This window comes from Bacillus sp. 17RED48, from assembly GCF_019837545.1.
Classification (GTDB): Bacteria; Bacillota; Bacilli; order Bacillales; family Bacillaceae_G; genus Bacillus_A; species Bacillus_A wiedmannii.
On the sequence record NZ_JADAXG010000004.1, the window covers coordinates 1 to 25,240 of the forward strand.

Genomic DNA, 25,240 nt, shown 5'->3' on the forward strand with positions numbered 1-25,240 from the left:
CGAGTGGAAAAAACTAAAAGGTGATTGGTTGCAAGCGTTAGCAGAGGCTAAAATAACTGTAAAAACACACGTCAAAATAAAAGATACTGGGACCATTAGAAATTAGATTAGCCGATTCTTTTATTTGACAGCATTTCTCAGTCGAATTTCCCTTCCTCAATAATTATTATGAAAAAGACGCTAATTCAAAGAAAAATCTTTCGGTTAAATGCTAACCAATAGATTTTTCTTTTTTATCTAACCAGTTCTTTTAAAAGGGCAACAATTTAACTACGGTAATCAAGAACAAGTTTCTAATTTAAGGGATTTAAGAACTTATAACTCTATTGCAGTAAACATGCCAGATACCATTTCTATAGCAACTCCATGATTTAACATCAAAGCCGAAATTCCTAAGTTAAGGGGTTTCGGCTTTTTGAGTTCGTTCGAATACCTTATTTATTTACTTTGATAGAATAGATACACATTAGCATATTTGTGCTTAATTTTATCGTTTAATGCGGCTTTAATAAATCATTTTTAGTTTATATATCCCATACTGATAGCAATTGAATTTTATTATTTATCCCCTTGACTCTTTTGATATATTTCAAATCTCTTGATTACATGTTGTATAGGGGAGCCCTTCTTTTTTCCACGCAAGAAATCCCCCCTTTAAATTAACTACTTTCTTTATATCAGCTTTTTGTAAAATGCTAGCTGCTATAGCGGAACGTAACCCCGTTCGACATTGTAAAACTATTGGACAATTTTTCGGTACATCATCTAGCCGTTCAAGTAGATTACCTAAAGTAATATGTATTGCATCATGAAGATGTCCTTCATCCCACTCTTTTTTACTGCGCACATCGATAACTTTTACACTTCCATCTTTTATTAACGGATATAATTCATTTGATGTTTTTTCCTTATAAATCTCTAAACTATGGAATCTTTGAATTACCTTTGAAGGTGCAAAAGCAATAATATTATCTAAGCCAATGGACTCAAAGTCTCTAATAACTTCCTCCACTTTAACATTTTCCGCATCTAAAATTATTAAAGTTTCTTTTTTATAATCTAATATCCCCCCACACCAAGTTGTGAAAGAATTGTTATACGGTATGTTAATTGACTTCTCGATGTGGCCAGCAGCAAAACACTCTACATCCCTTATATCAACTATTTGCTGAACACCCCTCATCACTTCTTGAAGTTCTTCTATTATATAAATAGCAGTAATCTCTCTCTTCTTACGAGTTGGTGGACCATACTTATTTAAATACTTCATTAATGGAAAATACTTTGGAGGCTCTGGCTGTCCCGTTAATACATTCGATATAAAATTATCTTCATCATTACTCTGAAACGCCCAATTAAACATCTTTTCATAACCTAATGTGGAAGTTGGAATTGCTCCTAATGCTTTTCCACATGCACTTCCTGCACCATGTGATGGCCATATTTGCAAATAATCGGGGAGTATTTTTATTTTTTGTATAGAATCAAATAATTGTTTCGCTCCTATTTTTGCGGTATCTTTAATACCAACAGCAATTTCTAATAAATCAGGTCTACCTATATCTCCTACAAATATAAAATCACCTGTGAATATTCCTATCGGTTTATCATTCGTATAATTATTTTGAGTTGTATCGGTTACTAAAAAGGAAATACTTTCAGGCGTATGCCCTGGGGTATGAATGACATTGAATTTTATATGACCAACCTTAAACTCTGTTCCCTCTCTAACCAAATTGTATCGGCCCTCGTTAAGATTTTGATATTTCCAATCACCATCTCCTTCATCTGATACATATAAATTTGCATTAAAAAGAAGGGAAAGTTCTCTAGACCCAGATAGAAAATCTGCATGAATATGAGTCTCAGCCGCAGCAATTACTTCCAATCCCTCTTTCTTAGCAAATTCTACATATTGTTCTATATAGCGGCTGGGATCAATAACAATTGCTTCGCCTTCCTTCTGACAACCGACTAAATAGGAAGCATGAGCTAATTTTTCATCATAAAAATATTTTAAAAGCATAGCTATTCCCTCCAAATGCTTATTTCAAATTACTTCTCGGTTGTTACAACAACTCTTCCTTATAGAATCCCTTTCAACATTAAATTCCAATACATATAGGGCAACATATACCTTTTAAGTAAAAACATACTATACCGTTCTTTCGCTTGATTAAATGGAAACGTTTCTTGAGGCTCATGTTCATAGTTAAATTCAGCGAGTATAAGACTTTTATATCCTGTAACAATCGGACAGGATGTATACCCATCATAATTAGCCTGCAAGTCTCTTCCATTAAGTACGTCCAAAATATTTTGTTTTAAAACAGGTATTTGTTTTCGAATTGCCGCTCCAGTTTTAGATGTAGGTAAATTGGTACAATCTCCAAGTCCAAAAATATTCTTATATTGTACATGCTGCAATGTATAAGGACTTATATTAACCCAGCCTTGATGATCACTTATCTCACTCTCTTTAATAAAATTAAGTGGCCCCATTGGTGGAACAACATGTATCATACTATATGGTACTGTTTCTCGTTTCAGTGTTTGCGTATCTTCAAAAATTGCTTCTCTCTTTTCAGCGATAATTTCTACTAAGTTTTTATTATAGTTCGTTATAATTCGCTTTCTTTCTAGTACTTTTTCTAATGTTTCAGCATAACGCGGTACCTGAAATATGTTAGCGTTCGCAGAATAAAACATTACTTTACTTCTATTTTTCAAACCGCTATTACAAAAATACTCTTCTGCTAAATACATAATTTTTTGTGGGGCGCCACCACATTTAATAGGAGTATTGGGGTGGGTAAAAATCGCATTTCCTCCTTTGAATTTTTCGATTTCTTTCCAAGTAGAATCAACATATTTATAAGAATAATTGCTACAAACCCCATTAGTCCCAATAGACTCCTTTAAGCCTTTAATACCACCCCAATTTATTTGTATACCGGCTGCTACAATAAGAATCTCATATTCAAGTAGCATTCCATCATCTAAAAGTATCTTATTTTGATCTGGAAACAACTTAATAACACTTTTAGGAATCCACGTTGCTCCTTTTGGAATAAGTGATTCTTGATCACGCATCGTACATTCCTTTGAAACAATTCCTCCCCCAACTAAACTCCATAATGGTTGGAAGTAATGTTTTTTAGATGAATCAATAATAGCTATACTTTCTTTCAATAGGGGTACATTTCGTAACAAATGTGCAGTAGAAGATAGTCCTGCAGTCCCAGCGCCAATCACAATAATTTTATAATTATCTCTGGTCTTCATTATCCTCTTCCTATCTGAATTTAATTTTTAAGTTAACTAATTATTAGCCTTATTTCATCGTAGTAACAATATTATAAGATAAAAATACTATTATTTTGTCTTATTAAAAAGAATATTCTGTTAACGTTATCCGTCGACATTACTATATGCTTAAATCCCTTATGTTACTTCTTTAATTTGTTTCAAACTCTACAAACTTTACATTTCTCAATATTAGCCTGTATTCTATCTCACTTTAATGACATTACACTTCTATAGATAATGAAATGCAAGTTTCTTTGGTATGGTTTGTCCATCCTCCTTTTCAGGAGATAGACAAAAACAATCTTATTCCAATAGCTATATTACCTATTCTTTTTTGAATCTTTATTATAAATATCTATACATGCATTTGAGAACGTCTTTGTTGTTTTTCCAGTCCCTCAATAATGTGAGCAGTCGGTATATATAATAATTGAGCTGCTGTGTAAACACTTATTATAAAATTACATTATTTACCTACGGTAAGAAAAAAGATGAATATAAGCTTTTTATGCATTATATATTAATGTAGTACTGTAGCCTAGTTTGACCTAGCTTTAACTGAATCCCTTTGTTGTAGATATTTGATTTTATTATTAATAATTACGGTACATGAAATTGTTAAATTGTAATAAAAAAAAGCTCCTCGGATAGGAGCCCATTATATTACAAAACAATTAAGAACTCCCTCTATTAAAAACTCTGCTTAAGCTTTGGGGTGAAAATTGGCAATAACTCATCTAACCCCTATTTGTTACGATAAATAATTGGTTGAAAACCATTCTCCTTCTGCTTATTATTTCAAGCTCTTTAGAGCTTCACTTTCACTATTAAACTCAATTTTTGAGAAAGGGTACTTCTATCGGAGAAAATAATAGAATCTTTTAACTCTGCATGGGAAAATGCATATATTAGTTGGATTGGCATCTATATTCAGCTTGCAAATTAGTCCTTGTGAGCTGTCACCTTTTTATGGAGCACATATGTATTTTGGTTCTTTTTATTTAATTTTATTTACACACTTAAAAGAAACTAGCATATGATATTATATACTAATCCAAAAACCATATAGTCTACTTTCTAAGAGCACTGATTTGTGTTCTTTTTTAGATAACGCTTTTGTTCAATTTTTTGCCACATTTTTAAAACATTTATTTCCCCTTAACAAGCCCTTTTAAAAATAGTTACATATAAACCTTCTAACCATATTGTATTTTTAAGCCTTTGGATTGGTTTAATAGTTATCAAATTGATTATGAAGGGATAAAGCCCAGAGGTGACTTCTATTAGTCCAAACACTTCACATTACTATCACATACACTATAAAATGTTTGGAATTTAATACATTATTAATACTTAGAGTTAGGAGGGTTTAATATGGCAGCATGTGAAGGTTTAGCTTGTGTTATATTCTCTGTATGGCCAGTGGGAACAGTTGTTACAGTTACTACTAGATCGGGTCAAATTATTGGGCCTGCTACTTTTTCGCAATTCATTCCGAATACTTGTGCGGTGGTTTTAGTTGAAGAAGATGTGATTACCCCCTCTTCTACCAATACTATATTTATAAGTTGTGAAGATATTGAAAGTGTTACTTTAGCCACTCCTTAAGATGATTCAGATGGTTCGAGCTTAATCCATATTTAAGACATTCTAATGAATGTCTTTTTTCATGAAAAATCTAATCAACTTACCCCAAAATATACCATTATATTGTTTCAATAAATTGCTTTAATTTCAATTTTTTCTCTTCTAAAGGTTACTTGTCTACACATCGTTCTACAAACTTTCATATGATATAGTATATTGTTTAAAGGAGGGATAAATTTGTTCTTATGCAATTTATTTGGTTGTTCAGGTGGAGTATGTAGTATTTTTAAAAATTTACAACCAGGCGAAGTCGTTACTGTTACTGGTAAATCTGGAAATATTATCGGACCTGCTATTTTTACAAATTTCAATCCTAATACTTGTATCGTCACATTAGAAGAGGAAAATTCAGTTACTCCTCCTACTACAAGTATTACTAAGATCAGTTGTAAAGAAATAGAAAGTGTTACGTTTATCTCATAATATATTTTAAACCTAAAGCAGGGATTGAAATATGAAACTCTTATACATTACTTCTGGTTACTCAAAAATCTATCAATATTTAGATCAAAGCATACAGAGAGCATTTATCGATCAAAATTTTGAATGGTTAGCAGTACAGCCGTGTGAATTACTCGAACAATTGGATTTCATTACGGCAACATTTCATCCTGATATTGTATTCACCTTATTAGGGAATCATCTACCACAAAAAGCAATTCATTATTTTAAAAAAAGGAACATTAAATTAGCTGTCTGGTTAACTGAGGATCCATTTTATATAGATACTTCGCTTCTTCTATTAAATAACTTTGATTTTATATTTACTATTGATAGCGAAGCACTTAAATATTACACAGCTTTAGGATATATCAATGTATATCACTTACCATTAGCAACTAATATAGATGTATTTAAACCTAGTCTAAAAAATCCAAAATATAAAAGTGAAGTTTTGTTCATTGGATATCCTTATCCAATCCGTGTGAAATTGATACAGTTTCTTTTGGAAAAAACCCCTTATCACTATACCATTATTGGTAAGCACTGGAGAAATAAGTTATTAAAAAAATGGAAGAATCACCGAAGAATTAAGATTATAGAAGAATGGATTCCACCTCAAGAAGTTGCTCTCTATTATAATAACGCTAGTCTTATATTAAATCCTCATCGTAGTCATCTATTTCCACAGAATAAAAATAAAAATAGAGTGAAAAATAATACTATTAATAATCGTACCTTTGATATTGCAGCTTGCCAAGGATTTCAAATTATTGAAGAAAAACCTGACCTTTCATCTTTCTTCAATAAAGATGAAATTATATCCTATAACAGCTTTGAAGACTGTTTAAATAAAGTATCTCTTCATTTGAATGATACGATTTTAAAAGAATTAATGGTCGGAAAAATTCATACAAAAATTATTACCCAGCATACTTTTCATGAGAGAATCCATTTTATAACGACTATTTTACAATCACACCTTCATTAAAATAAAAATCCCCTTCTGCATATAGGTGCACAAGGGGATTTTTTCAAATTAATCTATTCGTTCTACAGATAATGTTCATAGATAAATAAGAAGTAACATTATGATGAATTAATCATATATTATTTCCAAGTAAAAAACCCTAATTTACTTCGAGATATCTCACTTTTTCCTTAAAGAGCACTTTTTAAATGTGCTCTTTTTAGGTTTATCAGAATAAAACTAAACATTCCGTCAATAATAAAGATAGGCGAATTTAACCGTCCCTGTAGTTCTTCTCTTTTCTGTATTGAGCAGTTAGCTTTTACTAGCTGCTCCTTTATTTACACATATCGTAAGACTTCGAATACATTATGTTTGAAAGTGCTCTGTTTTATCAAAAGGCGATTCGGCGACGATTGCCTTTTTTATTTCTACAAAATGAAATTTTTATTACATACAATTTCGTATACCATATGCAATCTTGTTTACACTATAAATGTAACTTTAGGTTACACATCTATTACTTGCAGGGCCTAATTTCCTTTTGTTCAACAGGTGGTTAGCTAACTTCGCTGACTGCTTTGTTGTGCCGAATGAATTTTTTATTTCTCAACACCCAACATATGGTATCCATATTCCAATAATAGTAATATAAAGGTACCTTCAGTTATTAAATGTCCCTTTAAAATTTATTCTCTACTAAAATAGCATTTTTGTTATAAATCCCTCTATAAATGCTCTAATTTCCTCAGTATCCAATTAAATCCCACGAAATAGGTGTACCTTTTTTAATATCCTTACTCGCTTTTTTTCCGATAATTTTGGATAAGTGTTTTGGCAATAAACCATTCCCTGGTCTAATAGCTTTAATATTCTCATTTGTAAAGACTTCTCCCGCTTTTATGTTTTCTACTACATATAATGATCTTCTAAATTTTAACGAATCTTTTTCTATATCAGTAGGGCCATAATATACATTCCCCAAAGATTCCCATGCTTTTTCAGTTTCGCTTACTAATAATTTAAATTCAGCTGGTTCCATTGAAAAATCAGCGTCAACTCCTCCATCCGATCTCGAGAGCGTTAAATGTTTCTCAATTACTGTTGCCCCAAAGGCAACACTCGCTACTGATACCCCTACTCCAAGTGTATGATCAGATAAACCTACCTCACACTTAAATAACTCCTTCATATGAGGTATGGTAACTATGTTTGTAGATTTTGGAGATGCAGGATACGTACTTGTACATTTTAATAGAATTAATTCTTTACATCCCTCTTCTCTCGCAGCTCTTACTGCTTCATCTAGTTCAGCAATCGAAGCCATACCTGTCGAAATGATTATTGGTTTTCCTGTTGCTGCTACTTTACGTATGAGGGGAATATCAGTATTTTCAAAAGATGCGATTTTATAACAAGAAACATTTAATGACTCTAGAAAGTCTACAGCTGTTTCATCAAACGGCGTACTAAATGGTACCATCCCTAACTCTATACAGCGATCAAAAATGGGTTTATGCCACTCCCATGGTGTATAAGCTTCTTTATATAAATGATAAAGTGATTTACCTTTCCATAAGCTTTTTGTATCATGAATTAAAAAATCACCATTTTCTATATTTAAAGTCATTGTATCTGGTGTATATGTTTGAATTTTAAATCCTTGTGCCCCAGCCTCCGCAGCTGCCTCTACAATTTGCAACGCCCTATCTAATGATTGATTATGATTCCCTGACATTTCTGCAATAATAAATGGTGGCAAGCTATTGCCAATCTCTCTACCTCTGATATATACATTACTCATCTTTTTCACCTTCAAGTTCTTTTTTTATTGCTTCTTTCCTTTCCGCCCATTGTTCATGAGACAGGGCCATTGTAATAACATCAATATAATCATTATCCCTGTAAATATAGTTTTCATATCTTCCATCTTCTTGGAACCCAAATCTCTGATGGAAATTTAAACTAATACGGTTTGATTCTATTATTTCTGCACACACTTTGTGTATGTCTTTTTTTTCAAAAATATAGTCTAATGCTAATAAACCTAATACCGTTCCAGCACGTTTTACGCTTTGTTTTTCACCTATATAAAATCCCCAATAACAAGTCCGATCCAATTTATCTATTTTTGTAAAATTAACAAATCCAATTGGTTTTTCTTTATATGTTAATAATCTTGCAACTTTTGTATCATCCACTACTAGTTTTTCATACCACTTTAAATGTTCGTCTATTGTTATTTGATGATCTTCATACATAACCGAGCGAATTTCTTTTGTATTCCGCCACTGTAAAATAAGTTCTAAATCTTTCTTTTCTAACCTTTCCAATTGAAAATCCCTAATATTTAACATACTATCCTCCTAAAATAAGTTTTGCTATTTCATTTGAATTACTCGCACACTGTATAGAAAGAGCTTTATTAGACATTTCTTTCACTATTTGATAATCTGATAAAAGTTTGTTTAGACATTTCGTAATTGCTTTATCCGAAACACTTTCAGCTGTACCAATATTCCATGTAGCTCCAACCTTCGCTACAGTCTTGGTTACTTCAATTTGATTTTGGGCAGTTGTAATTGTTATAGAAGGTAATCCAAGAAAGCATCGTTCCCATGTGGTTGTGCCCCCAGCTCCTATCCCTAAATCCGCTCGTATGAGAAACTCTTCCATGTTCTCTATTTGACAATAAAACGAAGCGTTAGAAACACTCTTACAATAAGTTTGAATCTCCTCTTTATGCGGATTTTGGCTTCCTACCACAACGTCTATTTTTAAGTTATCTTTATCTATATTTTGTAAGGCTCTTAACGTTTTTAATGTCTCATTTGTTACATCATGTCCACCAAAAAAAATAAAGATCCTTTCAATTTCTCCTGTCCTTTTTCGTGAAAATTTATTAGCGGCATGAAATTCTGGCCGTAATATAGCATATTTAGGTCCCAGTTTTACTAATGAATGCTCTGGTATTAAATCTTTATAGCGGTCATTAAGGTTATTGTATAAATTTTGGTCTAGTAACAAATCACAGTCGTGCATTCGATTTGCAAGATCATCGATTACCATTATTTTTCTTACATTTTTTCTTAAAGCAGACTCCCACTTATTATCTAATCCATAATGATCAACAATTAACCAATCAAAGTTGGGAAGTTGCGATAAAATATCGTTGGTCTGCTGTGCATCAACAAACCAATGATATTTTAGCCAATTTAAATAACTCCCGTGTTCTGTCCTTAAGAAATTCGTATTCTCACCATCTCCATCTAATACAAACACATGAAATCCCTTATTTAAAATATATTGATGTAAATCACCTTGCAGCTTACGACAAATGAAATATACTTGAGCACCTTTATTCCGTAACTCATGGGCCAATGTTAAACAACGCATAATATGACCGGTACCTATTTCAATAGATGCGTCGGCGCGAAAGGCAATTTTTTTCTCAAGCAAAATACTCCCTCCTCACTAAAAGCACTACAATTTAATAATTTATAATATCGTTTCTCTATTTAGCTCATCTACTAAAGATTGTTGATTTGCCCATTTCAATTTCACATGACTATTAATTTCAATAAGTTCAGGATTTCGAAAGATGTAATCTTTTATTTGATGAAAAAATAATGGTTTAGATTTTACATTCAGACCTTTATAAAGTTCATTGAACAAATCTAAATCTGGTTGTTCATCTAATGTTAACCTCCAAGAAGGATAGCAAAATGATGGAGGGAGTTTTACTATATTGACGCGGAATAAGTGTGGATTATTTATAAAATAAAACGGAAGGTATTCTGCATAGGTTAAAGGTTTTGGGGTTTGTAGTAGTCGTTCGATTGCCTCTAATGTAAAAATATCGCCTGCTGTTCCGACAGGTAACGTACTTAACTCTGCCTGTGTATAATCTGCACCGCTTTTTAAATGTTCATCTAGTAAAAAAGTATTAATTTCTGGTGACACAGCTGGGCAATCCCCTGTAATCCGTATGACTATGTTTGCATTTTCTTGTTTTGCAGCTTGGAACATGCGATCAGCAGTATTTTCTGGATCACCTCTGAAAATCTTAACTTTCCCGTCTAAATTAAATTTTTCCAAAGGGTCATCTTGCGTAATATCTGAAGTAGCAAGTATGATCTGGTGTTTTCCTTGAATAGCTAATGTATTTATAAGACATCGTTCAATGGAAGGAACTCCGTGTATTGGCAATATCGCCTTTAAAGGTAACCTAGTAGATTTTAACCGGCAAAGTACAATTATTACTACCTTTGGAGGCTCAATAACCTCTTTTGTTAATGGGGTACCTGCAGACAAATTATATAGAGCTACCTGAGGTAATAATCCCTCTGCTTCAAGCTCGTTCAGCGCATTTTCTACAACATCTAATTCCATAGTTACTTTATTAGTTGTAATAATCTCTCCTTTTCTAATATCAACTTTTGTAACTGCTCTTAATAATTTTTGGTTTTGCAATTTTAATAACACCCCTTTCATTTAATTTTTAGCAACTCTATAAAACGAAAGAACTTTTCTTACTGCCTTTATTACATCCCACACATCAGCTTCCGTCATTTTAGGAAATAGAGGTAGCGTAATAATTTCCTCATATACGTTTTCTGCTTGTGGACAAATACCTTTTCCATATCCTAACTTTTGATAAAACGGTTGTAAATGTACGGGTATATAGTGCACATTCACACCGATATTTTCTCTTTGTAATGCCTCGTAAATTTCTTTTCGATTACATTTTAATAATTTAGTATTTAAACGAAAAATATAAAGGTGCCAACTTGAATCGGTTTGAGGCAATTGCTTTGGTACTGTGATTTCAGATAAACAACTAAATCCTTTATTATAGATGTCTACATATTTCTTTCGAATCTTAATAAAAGAGTCTAATTTACTTAACTGTGATAAACCAAGAGCAGCTTGTATATCCGTTAATCTGTAGTTGTAACCTAAGAATTGCATTTCATAATACCAAGGCCCATGATTTTCAAGGAGTTTTTGAGGATTCCTTTCAATTCCATGCGTACGGAATTGAACAAGTTTTTCATAAAACAGAGGATTATTTGTGGTAATTACTCCACCCTCTCCGGTAGTAATATGTTTCACCGGATGGAAACTAAACATTGTCATATCACCAATAGAACCAATCTTTTTATTTTTATATGTGGCTCCTAATGCGTGGGCTGCATCTTCAATGATAATCAAATTATTTTTTTTTGCTATTTTTTGTATTGCATCTAACTCTACAGGCTGCCCAGTAAAGTGTACGGGAATGATGGCTTTTGTTTTGTTTGTAATCTTTTCCTCTATTGATTTAGGACTAATGTTATATGTTTCATTGTCAATATCGGCGAAGACCGGCTTTCCACCCTGGTATAAAATACAATTTGCACTTGCTACAAATGTCATTGGAGTTGTAATTACCTCATCTCCCTCAGTTATGCCAGCTGCATAGCAGGCAGCATGCAATGCAGCTGTACCATTTGAAAAAGAAACAGCATATTTTGCTCCCACATATTTCGCAATAGACTTCTCAAACTGTTGAATCGTTGGGCCTGTCGTTAAAAAATCCCCTTTTAATATATCTACAACCGCCTGAATGTCATGTTCATCAATTTGTTGCTGACCATATGGTAAATATGTTTCTCTAACAGGCTTTCCTCCGTGTATAGCAAGAATTTTCTTTACCATCACTTTTTCTCCTTAGGGGCAATTTTTAAAGATTTGATCCACTCTTCTGTTTTAATAACTCCATCTTCTAAAGAAACTTTCGGCTCCCAGTTTAATATTGTTTTTGCCTTTTCATAGTTACATAATAATTTTTGAATTTCACTTTGTGGATGGATATGAGTTATATGATGAATACTTACTTGATTTCCCGAAATCAATTCTGCTAATTTATTAATGGATATATCTTGTCCTGTTCCAGCGTTGATAATATGACCATTTGCTTTTGCAGAGTATCCTGCTGCCACAACAAAATCCGCACAATCTTCAACGTATAAAAGGTCTCTCGTTTGTTTTCCATCCCCATAAATATTTAGTGGTACATTATCTAATTTATTATTTATAAAAATAGCAACGACCCCACCTTCACCACCTGTTTTCTGAAATGGGCCATACGTATTAAATGGGCGAATAACCACTACAGGTAGCTTATAAGCATAATAGTAAGATAAAACCATGTTTTCAGCAGCAATTTTTGATCCAGCATATGGAGAAGCTGGTTTAATCGGATCTAATTCTGATATCCCTTGTATATTAGTAGCTTTATCATAAACCATACAAGTACTCATAAAGACCATTTTGACATGATACTTAAGGCATTGTTCTAACAAATTAAAAGTACCTATTGTATCATTTTCAAAAGTTGTTCTAGCATCATCTATACTATCTTGAACATTAATACTCGCTGCTAAATGATAACAAAGGTCAAATGAATTATTTTCAAATAATTGAGCAATTAACTTTTTATCTTTAATATCTCCTTGAATGCATTGCTTTAAATTTAGATCGTGTGCAAACTCGGTAATATTTACAGTAGTTGAATTTGCTAAGTTGTCTATTATCCATACTTCATGCTTATCCTGCAATAATCTCTTTACAACCCACCTACCAATAAAACCCGCACCACCAGTTACTAATATTTTCATAGTTTATCCCCTCCTGTTAGTAGTTGCTGGTTTAATATTAAATTTCTAAGCTCTTCTTTTGTAATTGCATTTTGATGATCAGAACGGTAAAATCCTGCCTTCGCCCTTTTTGCATTTTCATATTGGGTACCCTTTTTTAATGGGCTAGGAATGATAAACATATCTGGTAATTCAAAAGCCTGTAAAGATTCATCATGTGTCATAAGTTCTTCATACATTTTTTCACCAGGTTTTAACCCAATTTCTTCAATTTTAATATTCTCCTTGGGCAACCCATATAACTTTGTGACTTCTTCTATCATCACTTCACTTAAATGGTTTAATAAAATAACTGGCATTTTTAATATAAAAGTTTCACCACCCTTTGCTATTTTCATCGCTTCAATTGTTAACATAGTAGCTTGGTTCAGTGTCATCATAAATCTACTCATACTAAGGTCCGTTACGGTTATTTTTTGGTTTTGTTTAATTTGATTTTCAAATAAAGGAATGACAGAGCCTCTTGACCCCATAACATTTCCGAAACGAACACTGGCAAATATCGTTTCACTTGAACCTTTTGAATATTCCGCTGACGTAATCAATCTCTCAGCAGTCAATTTTGTTGCACCGTAATTATTTGTTGGTGAAATTGCTTTATCAGAACTTGTAAAAATCACCTTTTTTACTTTCTGAGCAATTGCCGCTTTTATTACATTTTGTGTTCCAAAAATATTGGTCAAAACTGCTTCAAACGGATTATATTCACAAAAAGAAACATGCTTCATTGCGGCCACATGAAACACATAATCAATATTTTCCATCGCACTAAACACTCGATCATAATTGCGAATATCCCCAATTAAATAACGAATATTTTGATTTTCATCCCTGAATTCTTCTTGTAATAAAAATTGATTATATTCACTTCTACTAAAAACCCTTACCACTTTTGGCTTTTCCTGTAGAACTTTAGAAAGAATGCTTTTTCCAATTGTTCCTGTTCCACCAATAATTAAAACGTTTTTACCTTTAAAAAACATAGAAATGTATACCTCCTCTTATAAAGTTACTTTGAGCCAAGAACAATCTCTCCTTAATTCTGGTGTAATTCTATTGGCAAACAATTAAGTGAGAGATAAACTAGCTTTTTGCATATTGAAACATACATTTTTATTACAAATTTATGTTACATATTGTTTATTGAAATCTGAGGATATGATGTTGTTTTAGGAATCCCTTACTTCCAAAAAAATAAGTGATGATAGGCTCAATCTTTTTCACTTTGAATTAAATTTATTAATCTTTTCGTGCATGCTTCTTGCGGATAGTTTTCATTAATAAATTTTCTTCTTAATTCTTTCGCTAGACTTGATTGTGAAGAATCATTTAAAACCTTTTCAACCGTGCTAAGCAAATCCTCAATAGAGTGATTTACAAGCCCATCTAGTGTATCGTAATATTTATAATCTCTATCTTCTAATAGCGATTTATAAACAACTACAGGTATATCTAATAACATTGCTTCTAACCCTACTGTTGAATTTGAGATAACCACAAGATTTGCATGTAAAATAACATCATACATATTTACTTCATTTGTTATATATTTAACATTAGGATATAAGTTACTTAACTTAATGTATTCTCCCACTAGGTTACGTCCTTTTTCCCAAGGATGTGGCTTTATAATAACCGTAATTTTTTTGTCTTTCACTAATTTTTCTGTCAGTTCAGTATAAAATGAAGTTTTAAATGGCTGGGTTGCAATAAAAATCACTTTTGTAGTGGGATCTATTTTTAATGTTTTAAAAAGCTCCTTCTTATCCATATATGTCCTATTGAAGATTTCATCATATCTGGGGTGCCCTAAAATCTCAATTTGAGATTCACTGCCTCCTCTTTGAAGGTACCAATCTTGTTCATATTTTCCATATACGACCTGCTTTGTTGCAAAAACCGGAAAGTATGCCTCTTCTCCCATTATTGCACCATGCTGCAGACAATAACTTGGTATCCCCTCACTTCTAGAAAGAAAAGTAAGAGCTCGACTTGCTATATCTTCCGTAGTACCAACAATCACACCAGAAATATCTTGTTCTTTAAAAATGAAATAGGCCATATTAAGTTTCTCAATCATGATAGGGAGATCACTAATTAATTTTTTTTGAAAAAACATGTTTGAAAATAGTGGGTGCTTATTAAACTTTAAAAAGATTTCTTTAGCTTTTTCTATAAAAACATGTGCATTATTAGAGGCTTTATTTATATAATCTGGTGCACAAATTGTAGGAAGACCATAAAGTTCTGTCTTTTTTGATCTTGTTAATATCTTTGTTTGATTTGGGTTAAAGTGAGTAAAGTTACTTACTGAAAAACGGAGATAATCTGAATTTAGGAGAATTGTTCCATTTCGATTCTTGCTTTTTATTTTTGATTGAAATGAAGACATTATTTTTTCAAACTCTAACTGTAACTGCATTTCCTCTATGGGCTCGATTGACAGTTGCTTATTAAGATTATTTTCTTTCATTTTATTTTTTACATCTGCATCTAAATATTGATAAAAATTACTCAGTAATGGTAAAGGAATATTATAATGCTTTAACTCTGAAAAAACATTTATATACTCTAGATTTAATAACCAGTAATTTTTCAAATAAATATCACTCAATTTTTCACCCTCTTTTTCTTCTTAGGTCTTCTCTTAATTCTTTACATGTTCTTTGTGGTGGTAATAATTGTACAAATTCATTTTTTTCTTCGGCAAATAACTGCGCATGTATTGAATGAGGAGTAATATAATTAATATCTAAAATTTCATCTAAGGGATAAAAATCCCAATAGTGATTTAATCTCCAAAAAAAGCGGGCATCTCCTATCCGATAAAACTGAGGATCTTCATCCCAGTAAGAATTCCACCTTTTTTCAAGAATTGGTAAAACAGAGGCTCTATGCATAATAGAACAATGATCAATTGAACATGGGGCATTATTCGTAATTTTTTTAGCAGGTCTTTCAACCGTTTTAATAGGTAAATCTGATTCATCTACATGAATCGTTTTTGATGCAGAATAAATAATTTGAACCTCTTTATTCTCATCAAGATAACTAGACATCTTTTTAAGGCGTTCTTTTTCATATTGATTATCATCTGTAATATAAGTTATATATTCCCCTTTCGCCTGCTTAAGTGCCTCATTAATTAAAGCCGCATATCTGACTTTTTTTGTGCGTTCAGAAATATGAGCCACATTACTTTTATAAAAATGTACATTTTCCTTATTTATGAATGGTCGAATAACCTTCTGGGTCATTTCATTAGAATCATCATCCATAATAAAAAGTTCAAAATCTTGAAAAGTTTGGTTTAATACACTTAATATTGATTTTTCAACAAACGTAGGCTTATTGTAACTTGTCATTATAACTGAAATTTTAGGCAAATCTCCCTCTCCTCCTTATCAACAAATACAAAAACAGTTACGTTATTATATAAACAAGAAGGACAATCCGTTCCGATAATTTTTAAAAAGATTTATATATCTATTAAAATTTATAGCAGCATGTATTTTTCCACTCCACTATAATCCATACCATATCTATTACAAAGTAATAAACTATTCAAGTATAAATAAGAAAGTATCAATACAGGTTTAATTATTAGATTTCACTAGAAAAACCACATTCAATATTCTCAAAAGAGGTGAAGACTTTGCAACCCCTAATATCAATTATCCTTACTAGCTATAATAAACCAACATTAATTAATCAAGTTATTGAAAGTGTCCTAATGCAAACTTATAAAGAATGGGAACTTTTTATTATGGATGATAACTCCTGTCCGGAAACTATAAATATTATAAAAAATTATTTAGATGATCCTCGAATTAATTATAAAAATAGTATTATACAAGATAATGAGAGATATAAAACCACAAGATATGCAACTCTTATCAATGAGGCACTTCCATTAACCCATGGAGATTATATTTGTTATTTAACGGATGATACTATGTATCTTCCAAATAGATTAGCTGAAATGTTATCTTTCTTAGAAAAACATCCTGAAATAGATGTAGTGTACTCTTCTCAATACGTAAAATATGTTGATTACAACCTACAGCCTATACATGAATTTGTGAGAGAAGCTTCAAAAATTTTATATACAGCTGCAAATGTTGTAGATCACTGTTCAGTTATGCATACTAGAAGAATATTATTACAGGTTTATGAAAAATATTGCGAATATTGGGATACAAACCCTATATATTGGTTTGTTGGAGATGCAATGTTTTGGAAACGCCTAAATACATTCCAACCTTTTTATCCTATTAGCAAAGTGCTCGATATTACTTTTAAGACACCATTTTCTTTCCAAAACCTATATGCTAACCTCCCTTCAAAAGATTTAAATGGTATTTTGTTTAGTAATTCACAAGGTGAAGTATTTTTGATTGATAATTTTAAACGTAGGCTCATTTCAAAAGACATGATTTCCTACTTCAAATATAATCAAAATGAAATTGTCTTAATCCCCGATCCATTCATCTACAAATATACAGAAGGTCCCCCCATAACCCTTGCAGAATCAATTCCAAATTTACGGGTTGTACAAAACGAAAAAAAAGAGTTGTTTTATATAGAAAATAATCAAAAACGTCTTTTCATTAACACGATAGCATTTCGCAAATTTAAATTTACAGCTCAAGAAATTATTAAAGTTTCACAAAATAGTTTAGATCAATTTTCAGATGGACCACCTATTCATCCGAATTTATCCAATCAAACAATCCTCCCTGAAGGAAAAGTATTTATTTATCATAACAATTATTTCATTATGACAAATCACATGCTTCATCCAATAGATAAAGATATATTACAAAAACTTTATTTATTAAAGAACTGTATAGCAATTTCAAAGACCAATTTAGCCCACTTTAAGATTGGTCCTCCTATTTCATCATATCCCTCTCACTTAGCTGAAGAATACCGAGAAGAGTGACAGGGATTTTACAAATAAATATAAAAAGAAGGTTGCCTCAAATATAGCTGAATAGCTACTTGGGTTAACCTCTTTTTATTACATCTATGAATGCTCTAATCACTCTTAGCTTTTGTTAGCCGCTTTTCAACTCAAATTTCTAAAACTAATACACTTTTCCCCATTCTTTATTGTATATTTTAATAAGCATTTCGCCTACTAAAACCTTATTTTTTTGCGGCTATTTATTTGTTTCAATATGATAATTTTTCATCTCATATATGCAATAGACAATGATAGCTAAACTCCAACTGACACCATAGTAATCATGTTTGTAAAAGTCATATCCTGCCTTAATACCTTTTTCTATTACAACCAACGTAAATCCTAAAGCCATCCATGTGTTAATTTTCATCTTGATAAACGTTATAGATATAAGTATTAAAAAACAAGATATTTGTAAGACAATTTATTATTTACTCATATTTTTAAATGTATACTGCATTAAACGTTCATTAACACTATACACATAGCGTTAACTATCTTAATTGAATATTAGTAATAGTAAGTATAAACATTATCAATTCACTATATATTACATTTATGTAAAAATAGATGTATGTTAAGCTTTTCAAAATCTTTCCCCTAATAAAGATTTGAAGTAGCATTTCATGGTTCTCCTTACTGTTAATATGCCTTGAAAAAGAACCCTATAGGGTTCTTTTTCTTCTCATTAGATCCTCAGCGAGTCTTTATTTAACATTACAAACAGGACTACCAATTACTTGCAGCCCTGTTTGCACGTTAATATACACTTATATTAAGTACTTACCACTTTATTTTTTAGGAATTAACCCCAACTAAACATGTCATTATCAATTAGATATATAACACTTCAAAATTTAGAAGTGTACAATAACAAATCTTTCCCAGCTTCCAGCTACATAACGTTTAATTCCCTTTTGATTTATAACCAACAGCTTCAGACTTTAGCGTTTTATTTGTGCTACTTCGTTTTTTTTGGGGAAAGAATCCTACAATTAATAACGCCAACATCCATGCCAGTATGAGCATTATATTTATTCTATTGCTTGCACTTAAACTTAAAGTGCTCCACATGTAGGTGCGACAAAACAAGTACAGAGCAATACTAAAAAGTAGAAGTGTTCTAACTCCAACTCTAATGTAAGTTTTTTTCTCGTGTTTCAAAATAAAAGCTCTTTTCCTCTGTTTAAATCTAATTACAAATAGTAGCAAGTATATACCAAGTACTGCCCCAATAACGACGGATATAATAGCATTTATTTTTCTTTGCTCTTCGAAGGCAAAATAACTTTCGAGGAACTTCCCCAGTCTCGTGTTTTATCCATTCATGGTAAATGTCCTGTCTTACATCTTTACCATTCTCACCATTCGTGAAAATGACTAATCCATCCTTTGGTAGCCATAAAAGGAATGCCACCCCCGATTATCACCAGAATGGTACATCATTTTCCATTGATTAGATAACTTACTCTCAAATATACCTAAACCATTCTCACCTAATACCGGATTTTGCATTTCCTCCACACGTTCACTTTTGATGACACCATACCCCTTACCTTTATGATCAGTAGTTTCCATGCTTGCCAGTATGAAAGTCATCATATCCGTAACATTTGTTCTGAGACCTGCAGCAGCCTGTTTGGTATATTGATAATTCGGGATTTCTTGGCCAAAGTATCCGTAAGCTTTCGAAAGATTTGAATTATCCGGGGTTTGTCGGAATGAGTTAGATTTCATTCCTAATGGTTCCATAATTTGTTTACCCATGTAACGTTCAAAGGGAATTCCTATCACCTCTTCAATAACAAGCTGCAAAATCGTATAGCCAATCCCGGAGTATATCGCTTCTGAACCTGGCTTTTTAATTATCTCAACAGAATCACTATTCCTGCATTTCCCAGACAGTGATTCTTCAATAGCATTGAGCGGTTCCCCAGGTACCACTCCTAAATACCCTTTATGTGTGGACAATCCTGCCGTATGGCTTAATAACCTTCTTATCGTGACTTCATTATTATCAAACTTCGAATTTTGTAATTTCCATTTACTTAGATAGTTGCCCACCGGTTCATCTAATGATAGAAGCCCTTCGTCTACAAGATGTAGAACTCCCCAAGCAGTAAGACCTTTGGACACCGAACCTGCCTGAAATAAAGTATAATCATTCACTTCTTTTCTCTTATTTTTATCTGCATAACCATAATTTAGTGTATAAGCAATACGCCCATTGTTTACAACTCCTATCACAACCCCTGGTACATCATAATCCTGCTGCCATTTAGGTACTTGCTCATCCATCTTTTTCTTAAAGTTTTCTATGCTCCTATCAGCTAAAATTTTCGATTGTGCCCTTACTACTTTCGTGGAAGTCAATTCACTCATAATGAATATAAATATGCATACAGCATTTTTAAAAAAACTAGATGTTCTTTTACTTTTTCATAATATTCTATTCTTTATACAGATTATTTTATTCAAACATCCAATTCTATCGATTTCCATTACATAACCTTACAAATTTGTAATAAAAATCAATCCCGTACATTTTTCAGGCTATTCACTTTCCAATATCAGTAGATACTAGTACTTATTCTTGTGGGACATTACGACCATAAAAAAGAGTACCCCGTGTCAGTTCGCTTTTTCTAAGAAGATATTCTATTTGTATTCACTCGATAGTTAATTGAAATAAAACATTCAAAAAACCATTAACTATCTCTCAATAGCTTGAATGAATGGGAAACAGTTAATAATGTGAGTTTTTTACAAGTTACATTAAAAAATATAGCTGTTGATGAAAACAAGAGTATATATAATAGAGAGAGTATTTTCATTTCACTTTTATATAAATAAAAGCCAAATAGCCGTTCATAATGAACTGCTATTTAGCATCTTACTAATAATTTGAATATTCTTCATGTTAATCTATTTTGTTTAATCCCGTAGAAGTAACTTGATAGGTTCTTTTTTTTCCTATATATTCTTGTTTATTATTCTCAAGGTTAATAAGTGTAGCGCGTGTCTTTTCCTTTACTGCTTCCCCTTCTATATGGGTAAACTCAATGTAATCTCCCACTTTTACGGGCACGGCTTGGCTTTCAGCAGTTTGTTGTCTATTTCCCACTATTTCCTTATTGTACACAACACTACCGGATGAATTCTGTACTTTAATACTTGCATACGTATTATTAAAGTAAGAATGTGGTACACCTGCTTCTAAATTCACCTGCATTTTCTCTGTTGCCCTATTATAATCTACTTTTGCGATTTCCCTATCACTATATCCCTTTAAAGACCAACCAAATTGATTTCCGTCTAAAACCGTTGTTTCTGGCATTTTTTCTACTTTCTTCATGCCTTCTTTTGTAACTTCATACATTGCTTTTTTTCCAAAGCTTTCTTGTTTACTGTTATCTACATTTGTTAAAGTAGCTCTATGCACACCTTCTAGATGTGTTAACTCAATATAATCTCCTACTTTAACTGGAACTTTTTGCGATTCAGCATTTTGTTGTTTGTTTCCATAAATGTCTTTCTTGTATACTACTTTGCCTGATGCATTTTGTACTTTAATACTCGCATATGTTTCATTAAAATAGTGATGTGGTACGCCTGCTTTTAAGTCCATTTGCATTTCTTCTGTCGACTTATTGAAATTGATTTTAGCAAACTCAAAATCACTTATTCCTTTTAGTGACCATGCAAATTGATTCCCATCTAAAATTGTTGATTCTGGCATTTTTTCTACTTTTTTCAGACCTTCTTTTGTAACTTCGTACATTGCTTTTTTTCCAAAGCTTTCTTGTTTACTATTATCTATATTTGTTAAAGTAGCTCTATGCACACCTTCTAGATGTGTTAACTCAATATAATCCCCTACTTTAACTGGAACTTTTTGCGATTCAGCATTTTGTTGTTTGTTTCCATAAATGTCTTTCTTGTATACTACTTTGCCTGATGCATTTTGTACTTTAATACTCGCATATGTTTCATTAAAATAGTGATGCGGTACGCCTGCTTTTAAGTCCACTTGCATTTCTTCTGCCGACTTATTGAAATTGATTTTAGCAAACTCGAAATCACTAATTCCTTTCATTGACCACGCAAACTGTCTTCCTTCTAAAATATTATTTGCATTAGGCACATTTGGTTTAATCGGATTAGAATCAGTACCCTTCCAAATCTCTGCTGTTAAAATTGGATATCCTAATGCAGCCACTTTTTGAATGGTATCATTATTTGGACGTAATCCCCACTTCTCAAAGAAAGGCATCAAATTTTGTTTGGCTACTTTTGATGCTGAGATCATAAATAATTGTTTTTTATTTTCATCTGTTTGTGGAAGTTCATCAGAAGGCATATCTCTATACAATTGATGCAGTTTAGGATAGAAGTCTTCTCCATATGCTAATTGTAGTTGCCAAAGCATAACAAGCTTAACAAAAGCATCACTAATTTCATCATAATTTTTATTAGATTGTTCTAAGTATTGAAATGCCTTAGTATAAGCACCCTCTTGTTGCAATCTAAAAGGTTGATTAGATGTAAATGCTTTTTCTACAGAAAGGCTGTAAATATTATTTTGTACTTCTGTCATATTATAAAACTTCCAAGGTGATTGCTGTCTCAAATGCCCTGCCTCATGCCATGGACCCCAACCATCTTTTATAAATTTATTAATATCTAACACGTATTGGATTGCGTCTCCCACATATGCGGTTCGATAAGAAGTTGCATACATATAATAATCAGGAGAATGATTTTCTTCTACGTAATGAATATAATGTTTATCTGCTTGTTCTTCAGATAATCCAGCTACTTTGTCTTGAATTCGAGTAGCTTCATCCATCTTTTTTAAGAGTTGTACAGGATCTGTATTAGAACCTAACAAATATTTCTTAACACGTGCCGGGCTGGCCGTAATTAATACACGTTCTCCTTTTAACTCCACCGCATGTGCATTTGGATATTGGTCCAGCATGTTTATTAAATCTTGTTTCGTATGTTTGCCTAGTTCAAAGAAAGGAGTAGTCGCTCCACCCGTTGTGATTGTTGTTCGAATAGTGCCACCTTGTTGTTTATTATAAAAATAAATCATCCCCCCATTTGGAGATTGAATCGTGTTTATACCAGGTTTTAATGTAAATGATTTTATTTTAGAATCTTCTCTCCAAGAAGCATCATACGAATACGTTCCAATGTATGCTTGAATATTTTGATTTCCTTCTACATTAATCGTTATTTGTTCATTTGGCTTTGCATATAAACCAGTGGGTTCATATGGACTAAATGCCATACTTTTTCTTTCCTGTTGTTTCAGTACCTCAACATCCCCTTTTCCTGGGACTGTATATGTTCTGTTTTCTGATTTAACTGACTTTCCCTCTTGCAGTAATGTCGATATTTTTTTTTGCTGCTTTGTTTCCTCTGCAATGATATCTGTTGTAGAAATCATTGCAGTTGCAAGCATAGTTACTGTAGCGGTGGCTGCAAGTATTTTTCTAGTTTTATATTTTGAGTTATTCCCCATATTATCTCCCTCATTTTCCCTTAGTACATGTAAGGACTATTATTTTATTTATCATGTTTTTACATCAAAAACTATTTACGCTATTTATGTTGTATCTAATACTCTATTTTTTCTCATAATAGTCTCCTTTTCTTTATTTCTAATTGTTTATAAATGTTATTTGATGACACATAAAATAACAACTTTACAATAAACTCATCAATAACAACCTATTATGTTTTGATTTAGTATTCTTAACTTCCATCTAATTGTATAAAAGTATTCAATTAGGAAAATAAGAATATAAAGCTCACTAATCATAGATTAGGTTTTACGGAAAAATTCATAAAAATCATTCACCTTAAAAATTCAAACTTGTATAACTACATTCTACATATAGGATGGAATTATAAAAATATTTCAATAAAACAAAAGACAGAGGCCTGATTATACCTCCGTCTTTTCAATTTATAAAGAACAAAAAATCATTTTATAACTGTATAAATGCCCTTGCAACAAATACCGTATTCCGCTATTTTTTTGAAGAAACAGGATCCATTTTTAATGTTTTTATCCCTTCTTTTAATGTAAACGCATCCGCTCTCAATGTTTTCCAACTATCTTTCGCTGCATTCAAATTAGGTTTTAGGAATTTGAATTTATTTTGATCCGCTTTTTGGGATGCTTTATCAATATGACTAAGCACTCCCGAATATTGAGAATCTAAATCATGCCATTGTGCAGACATATAGGTAAGTGCATTAATAGCCGATCCAATCGCATTGTGCATTTCATTAATATTATTATACGCAACACCAACTACACGATTTAATGTTACTTTATAATCTATAGTCTGACGTAATTGTGCTAACAATGGCTCTAACGTACCTAAATTATTTCTTGCTACCCCTATCATTACACCACCAGCAATCCACGTAGGAATTGAGGGAATTGATACAGTTATAATTCCATCTGATTCTACTTGTTTAAAATGTCTTACTTGCTCTAAAACTTCATTTAGGCGCTTTTCATCTTCATCAATTCCAGATGCTTGGTTTTTCAGAATCGAATGCAAAATATCTTTATGACCTCCAAATGCCCGGACATCTTCTCCAATACTATCTCTTAACTCAGCCAGTTCTTGTATTAAATTCTGTGTATATACTTGATTTTGTTTAATCTCACCTTGTAAATCTGTAATGCCTTCTTTTAATGTGTCTGCATCCCCTTCATTAATCGCTTCTACTAATGTGTCATAATAATTGTCGAATTTAGTATCATACTCTACAATCCCCGTCAATGTATCTAAAAGTTGTTTTTTTATGTGTGAATCCCATTTCGTAGCATGCTCTCTTGCATTCTTTTGATCTTGTAGAATTTGACTAGGTAGATTTGTATATCCTTTAATGTCAATTCCTTCAAAGTTAACATCTGGGTTTTTAATTAACAAATAAGAGTAATCATTCATAGACTTTGCAAATGCCCCAGCATCTTGCAAAGCTTTTTTCATCTTTTCGCTGTTTACAGAAAGAGATATATCTTCGGTACTAGTTTGTTCCATTTTACTTTCATTTGCGAAGGCTGCCACTGGAGAAACTACAGTAGTTGTTGTCAGAGTCAAAAACGTCGATACAGCAAGTAGTTTATAAGGAAAGTTTTTATTCATCCTAATTCCTCCTATACATATATATTGA

Annotated in this window: 17 protein-coding genes and 2 pseudogenes; 4 read left to right on the forward strand and 15 right to left on the reverse strand. The window is 32.1% G+C overall.

The annotated features are described in order from the left end of the window. Nucleotides 1-589: 589 nt before the first annotated feature. On the reverse strand, nt 590-2,026 hold the full coding sequence (locus ILT06_RS17140) for an MBL fold metallo-hydrolase (RefSeq protein ID WP_222655324.1): 1,437 nt from the start codon (nt 2,024-2,026) through the stop codon (nt 590-592). 59 nt (nt 2,027-2,085) lie between these two features. Continuing rightward, nucleotides 2,086-3,285 carry an NAD(P)/FAD-dependent oxidoreductase gene (locus tag ILT06_RS17145; RefSeq protein ID WP_222655325.1) on the reverse strand — a complete coding sequence of 400 codons (1,200 nt, stop codon included), beginning with the start codon at nt 3,283-3,285 and terminating at the stop codon, nt 2,086-2,088. A 1,398-nt stretch (nt 3,286-4,683) separates the two neighbouring features. On the opposite strand from ILT06_RS17145, the gene ILT06_RS17150 reads away from it, so the two are divergent. The 3 genes from ILT06_RS17150 (at nt 4,684) to ILT06_RS17160 (ending at nt 6,388) form a co-directional block, all read left to right on the forward strand. Further along, nucleotides 4,684-4,917 (forward strand): hypothetical protein, encoded by a 234-nt coding sequence (locus ILT06_RS17150; RefSeq protein ID WP_064475270.1) that lies wholly within the window; start codon nt 4,684-4,686, stop codon nt 4,915-4,917. A gap of 216 nt (nt 4,918-5,133) precedes the next feature. Further along, complete coding sequence (locus ILT06_RS17155) at nt 5,134-5,379, forward strand: hypothetical protein (RefSeq protein WP_000477970.1); 246 nt, start codon at nt 5,134-5,136, stop codon at nt 5,377-5,379. Nucleotides 5,380-5,410: 31 nt separating this feature from the next. Continuing rightward, on the forward strand, nt 5,411-6,388 hold the full coding sequence (locus ILT06_RS17160) for a CgeB family protein (RefSeq protein ID WP_064475269.1): 978 nt from the start codon (nt 5,411-5,413) through the stop codon (nt 6,386-6,388). A 727-nt stretch (nt 6,389-7,115) separates the two neighbouring features. Here ILT06_RS17160 and pseI read toward each other — a convergent pair. From pseI to ILT06_RS17205, 9 genes are all read right to left on the reverse strand, one after another. Next, nucleotides 7,116-8,171, reverse strand: a complete 1,056-nt coding sequence (pseI, locus tag ILT06_RS17165) for a pseudaminic acid synthase (protein ID WP_064475268.1) — start codon at nt 8,169-8,171, stop codon at nt 7,116-7,118. Then, on the reverse strand, nt 8,164-8,724 hold the full coding sequence (gene pseH, locus ILT06_RS17170) for a UDP-4-amino-4,6-dideoxy-N-acetyl-beta-L-altrosamine N-acetyltransferase (protein WP_064475267.1): 561 nt from the start codon (nt 8,722-8,724) through the stop codon (nt 8,164-8,166). The genes pseI and pseH overlap by 8 nt, the downstream gene beginning before the upstream one ends. 1 nt (nt 8,725) lies before the next feature. Further along, complete coding sequence (pseG, locus tag ILT06_RS17175) at nt 8,726-9,826, reverse strand: UDP-2,4-diacetamido-2,4,6-trideoxy-beta-L-altropyranose hydrolase (protein WP_222655326.1); 1,101 nt, start codon at nt 9,824-9,826, stop codon at nt 8,726-8,728. Nucleotides 9,827-9,865: 39 nt separating this feature from the next. Next, nucleotides 9,866-10,861, reverse strand: coding sequence for a cytidylyltransferase domain-containing protein (locus tag ILT06_RS17180; protein ID WP_064475265.1), 996 nt, complete (start codon nt 10,859-10,861; stop codon nt 9,866-9,868). Beyond that, nucleotides 10,862-12,067: a UDP-4-amino-4,6-dideoxy-N-acetyl-beta-L-altrosamine transaminase gene (pseC, locus tag ILT06_RS17185; RefSeq protein ID WP_064475264.1), complete on the reverse strand. Its 1,206-nt coding sequence runs from the start codon at nt 12,065-12,067 to the stop codon at nt 10,862-10,864. It lies immediately after the preceding gene. Beyond that, nucleotides 12,067-13,029, reverse strand: a complete 963-nt coding sequence (locus tag ILT06_RS17190; RefSeq protein ID WP_064475263.1) for an NAD-dependent epimerase/dehydratase family protein — start codon at nt 13,027-13,029, stop codon at nt 12,067-12,069. Before ILT06_RS17190 ends, pseC begins: the two co-directional genes overlap by 1 nt. Beyond that, on the reverse strand, nt 13,026-14,051 hold the full coding sequence (locus ILT06_RS17195; protein WP_064475262.1) for an SDR family NAD(P)-dependent oxidoreductase: 1,026 nt from the start codon (nt 14,049-14,051) through the stop codon (nt 13,026-13,028). Before ILT06_RS17195 ends, ILT06_RS17190 begins: the two co-directional genes overlap by 4 nt. 227 nt (nt 14,052-14,278) lie before the next feature. Further along, nucleotides 14,279-15,682: a CDP-glycerol glycerophosphotransferase family protein gene (locus ILT06_RS17200; protein WP_098101938.1), complete on the reverse strand. Its 1,404-nt coding sequence runs from the start codon at nt 15,680-15,682 to the stop codon at nt 14,279-14,281. A 4-nt stretch (nt 15,683-15,686) separates the two neighbouring features. Next, on the reverse strand, nt 15,687-16,454 hold the full coding sequence (locus ILT06_RS17205; RefSeq protein WP_001124411.1) for a glycosyltransferase family 2 protein: 768 nt from the start codon (nt 16,452-16,454) through the stop codon (nt 15,687-15,689). Between the two features lie 269 nt (nt 16,455-16,723). Here ILT06_RS17205 and ILT06_RS17210 point away from each other — a divergent pair, with 269 nt between their 5' ends. Next, nucleotides 16,724-18,013, forward strand: a complete 1,290-nt coding sequence (locus ILT06_RS17210) for a glycosyltransferase family 2 protein (RefSeq protein ID WP_064475259.1) — start codon at nt 16,724-16,726, stop codon at nt 18,011-18,013. Nucleotides 18,014-18,233: 220 nt separating this feature from the next. Here ILT06_RS17210 and ILT06_RS32550 read toward each other — a convergent pair. The 4 genes and pseudogenes from ILT06_RS32550 to hblA form a co-directional block, all read right to left on the reverse strand. Then, a pseudogene (locus ILT06_RS32550) lies at nt 18,234-18,468 on the reverse strand (hypothetical protein); the annotation flags it as partial. Nucleotides 18,469-18,943: 475 nt separating this feature from the next. Beyond that, nucleotides 18,944-20,419 (reverse strand): annotated as a pseudogene (locus ILT06_RS17215) (serine hydrolase). A gap of 538 nt (nt 20,420-20,957) precedes the next feature. Beyond that, nucleotides 20,958-23,567, reverse strand: coding sequence for a putative mucin/carbohydrate-binding domain-containing protein (locus tag ILT06_RS17220; RefSeq protein WP_222655327.1), 2,610 nt, complete (start codon nt 23,565-23,567; stop codon nt 20,958-20,960). A gap of 511 nt (nt 23,568-24,078) precedes the next feature. Continuing rightward, nucleotides 24,079-25,212, reverse strand: coding sequence for a hemolysin BL binding component B (gene hblA, locus ILT06_RS17225; protein WP_222655328.1), 1,134 nt, complete (start codon nt 25,210-25,212; stop codon nt 24,079-24,081). Between the last annotated feature and the right edge of the window lie 28 nt (nt 25,213-25,240).

Excerpts from the sequence above, each read along its gene's own strand:
- ILT06_RS17140 (WP_222655324.1), bottom strand. The coding sequence starts at position 2,026 with ATGCTTTTAAAATATTTTTATGATGAAAAATTAGCTCATGCTTCCTAT.
- ILT06_RS17145 (WP_222655325.1), bottom strand. The coding sequence starts at position 3,285 with ATGAAGACCAGAGATAATTATAAAATTATTGTGATTGGCGCTGGGACT.
- ILT06_RS17150 (WP_064475270.1), top strand. The coding sequence starts at position 4,684 with ATGGCAGCATGTGAAGGTTTAGCTTGTGTTATATTCTCTGTATGGCCA.
- ILT06_RS17160 (WP_064475269.1), top strand. The coding sequence starts at position 5,411 with ATGAAACTCTTATACATTACTTCTGGTTACTCAAAAATCTATCAATAT.
- pseI (WP_064475268.1), bottom strand. The coding sequence starts at position 8,171 with ATGAGTAATGTATATATCAGAGGTAGAGAGATTGGCAATAGCTTGCCA.
- pseH (WP_064475267.1), bottom strand. The coding sequence starts at position 8,724 with ATGTTAAATATTAGGGATTTTCAATTGGAAAGGTTAGAAAAGAAAGAT.
- ILT06_RS17180 (WP_064475265.1), bottom strand. The coding sequence starts at position 10,861 with ATGAAAGGGGTGTTATTAAAATTGCAAAACCAAAAATTATTAAGAGCA.
- pseC (WP_064475264.1), bottom strand. The coding sequence starts at position 12,067 with ATGGTAAAGAAAATTCTTGCTATACACGGAGGAAAGCCTGTTAGAGAA.
- ILT06_RS17190 (WP_064475263.1), bottom strand. The coding sequence starts at position 13,029 with ATGAAAATATTAGTAACTGGTGGTGCGGGTTTTATTGGTAGGTGGGTT.
- ILT06_RS17195 (WP_064475262.1), bottom strand. The coding sequence starts at position 14,051 with ATGTTTTTTAAAGGTAAAAACGTTTTAATTATTGGTGGAACAGGAACA.
- ILT06_RS17220 (WP_222655327.1), bottom strand. The coding sequence starts at position 23,567 with ATGGGGAATAACTCAAAATATAAAACTAGAAAAATACTTGCAGCCACC.
- hblA (WP_222655328.1), bottom strand. The coding sequence starts at position 25,212 with ATGAATAAAAACTTTCCTTATAAACTACTTGCTGTATCGACGTTTTTG.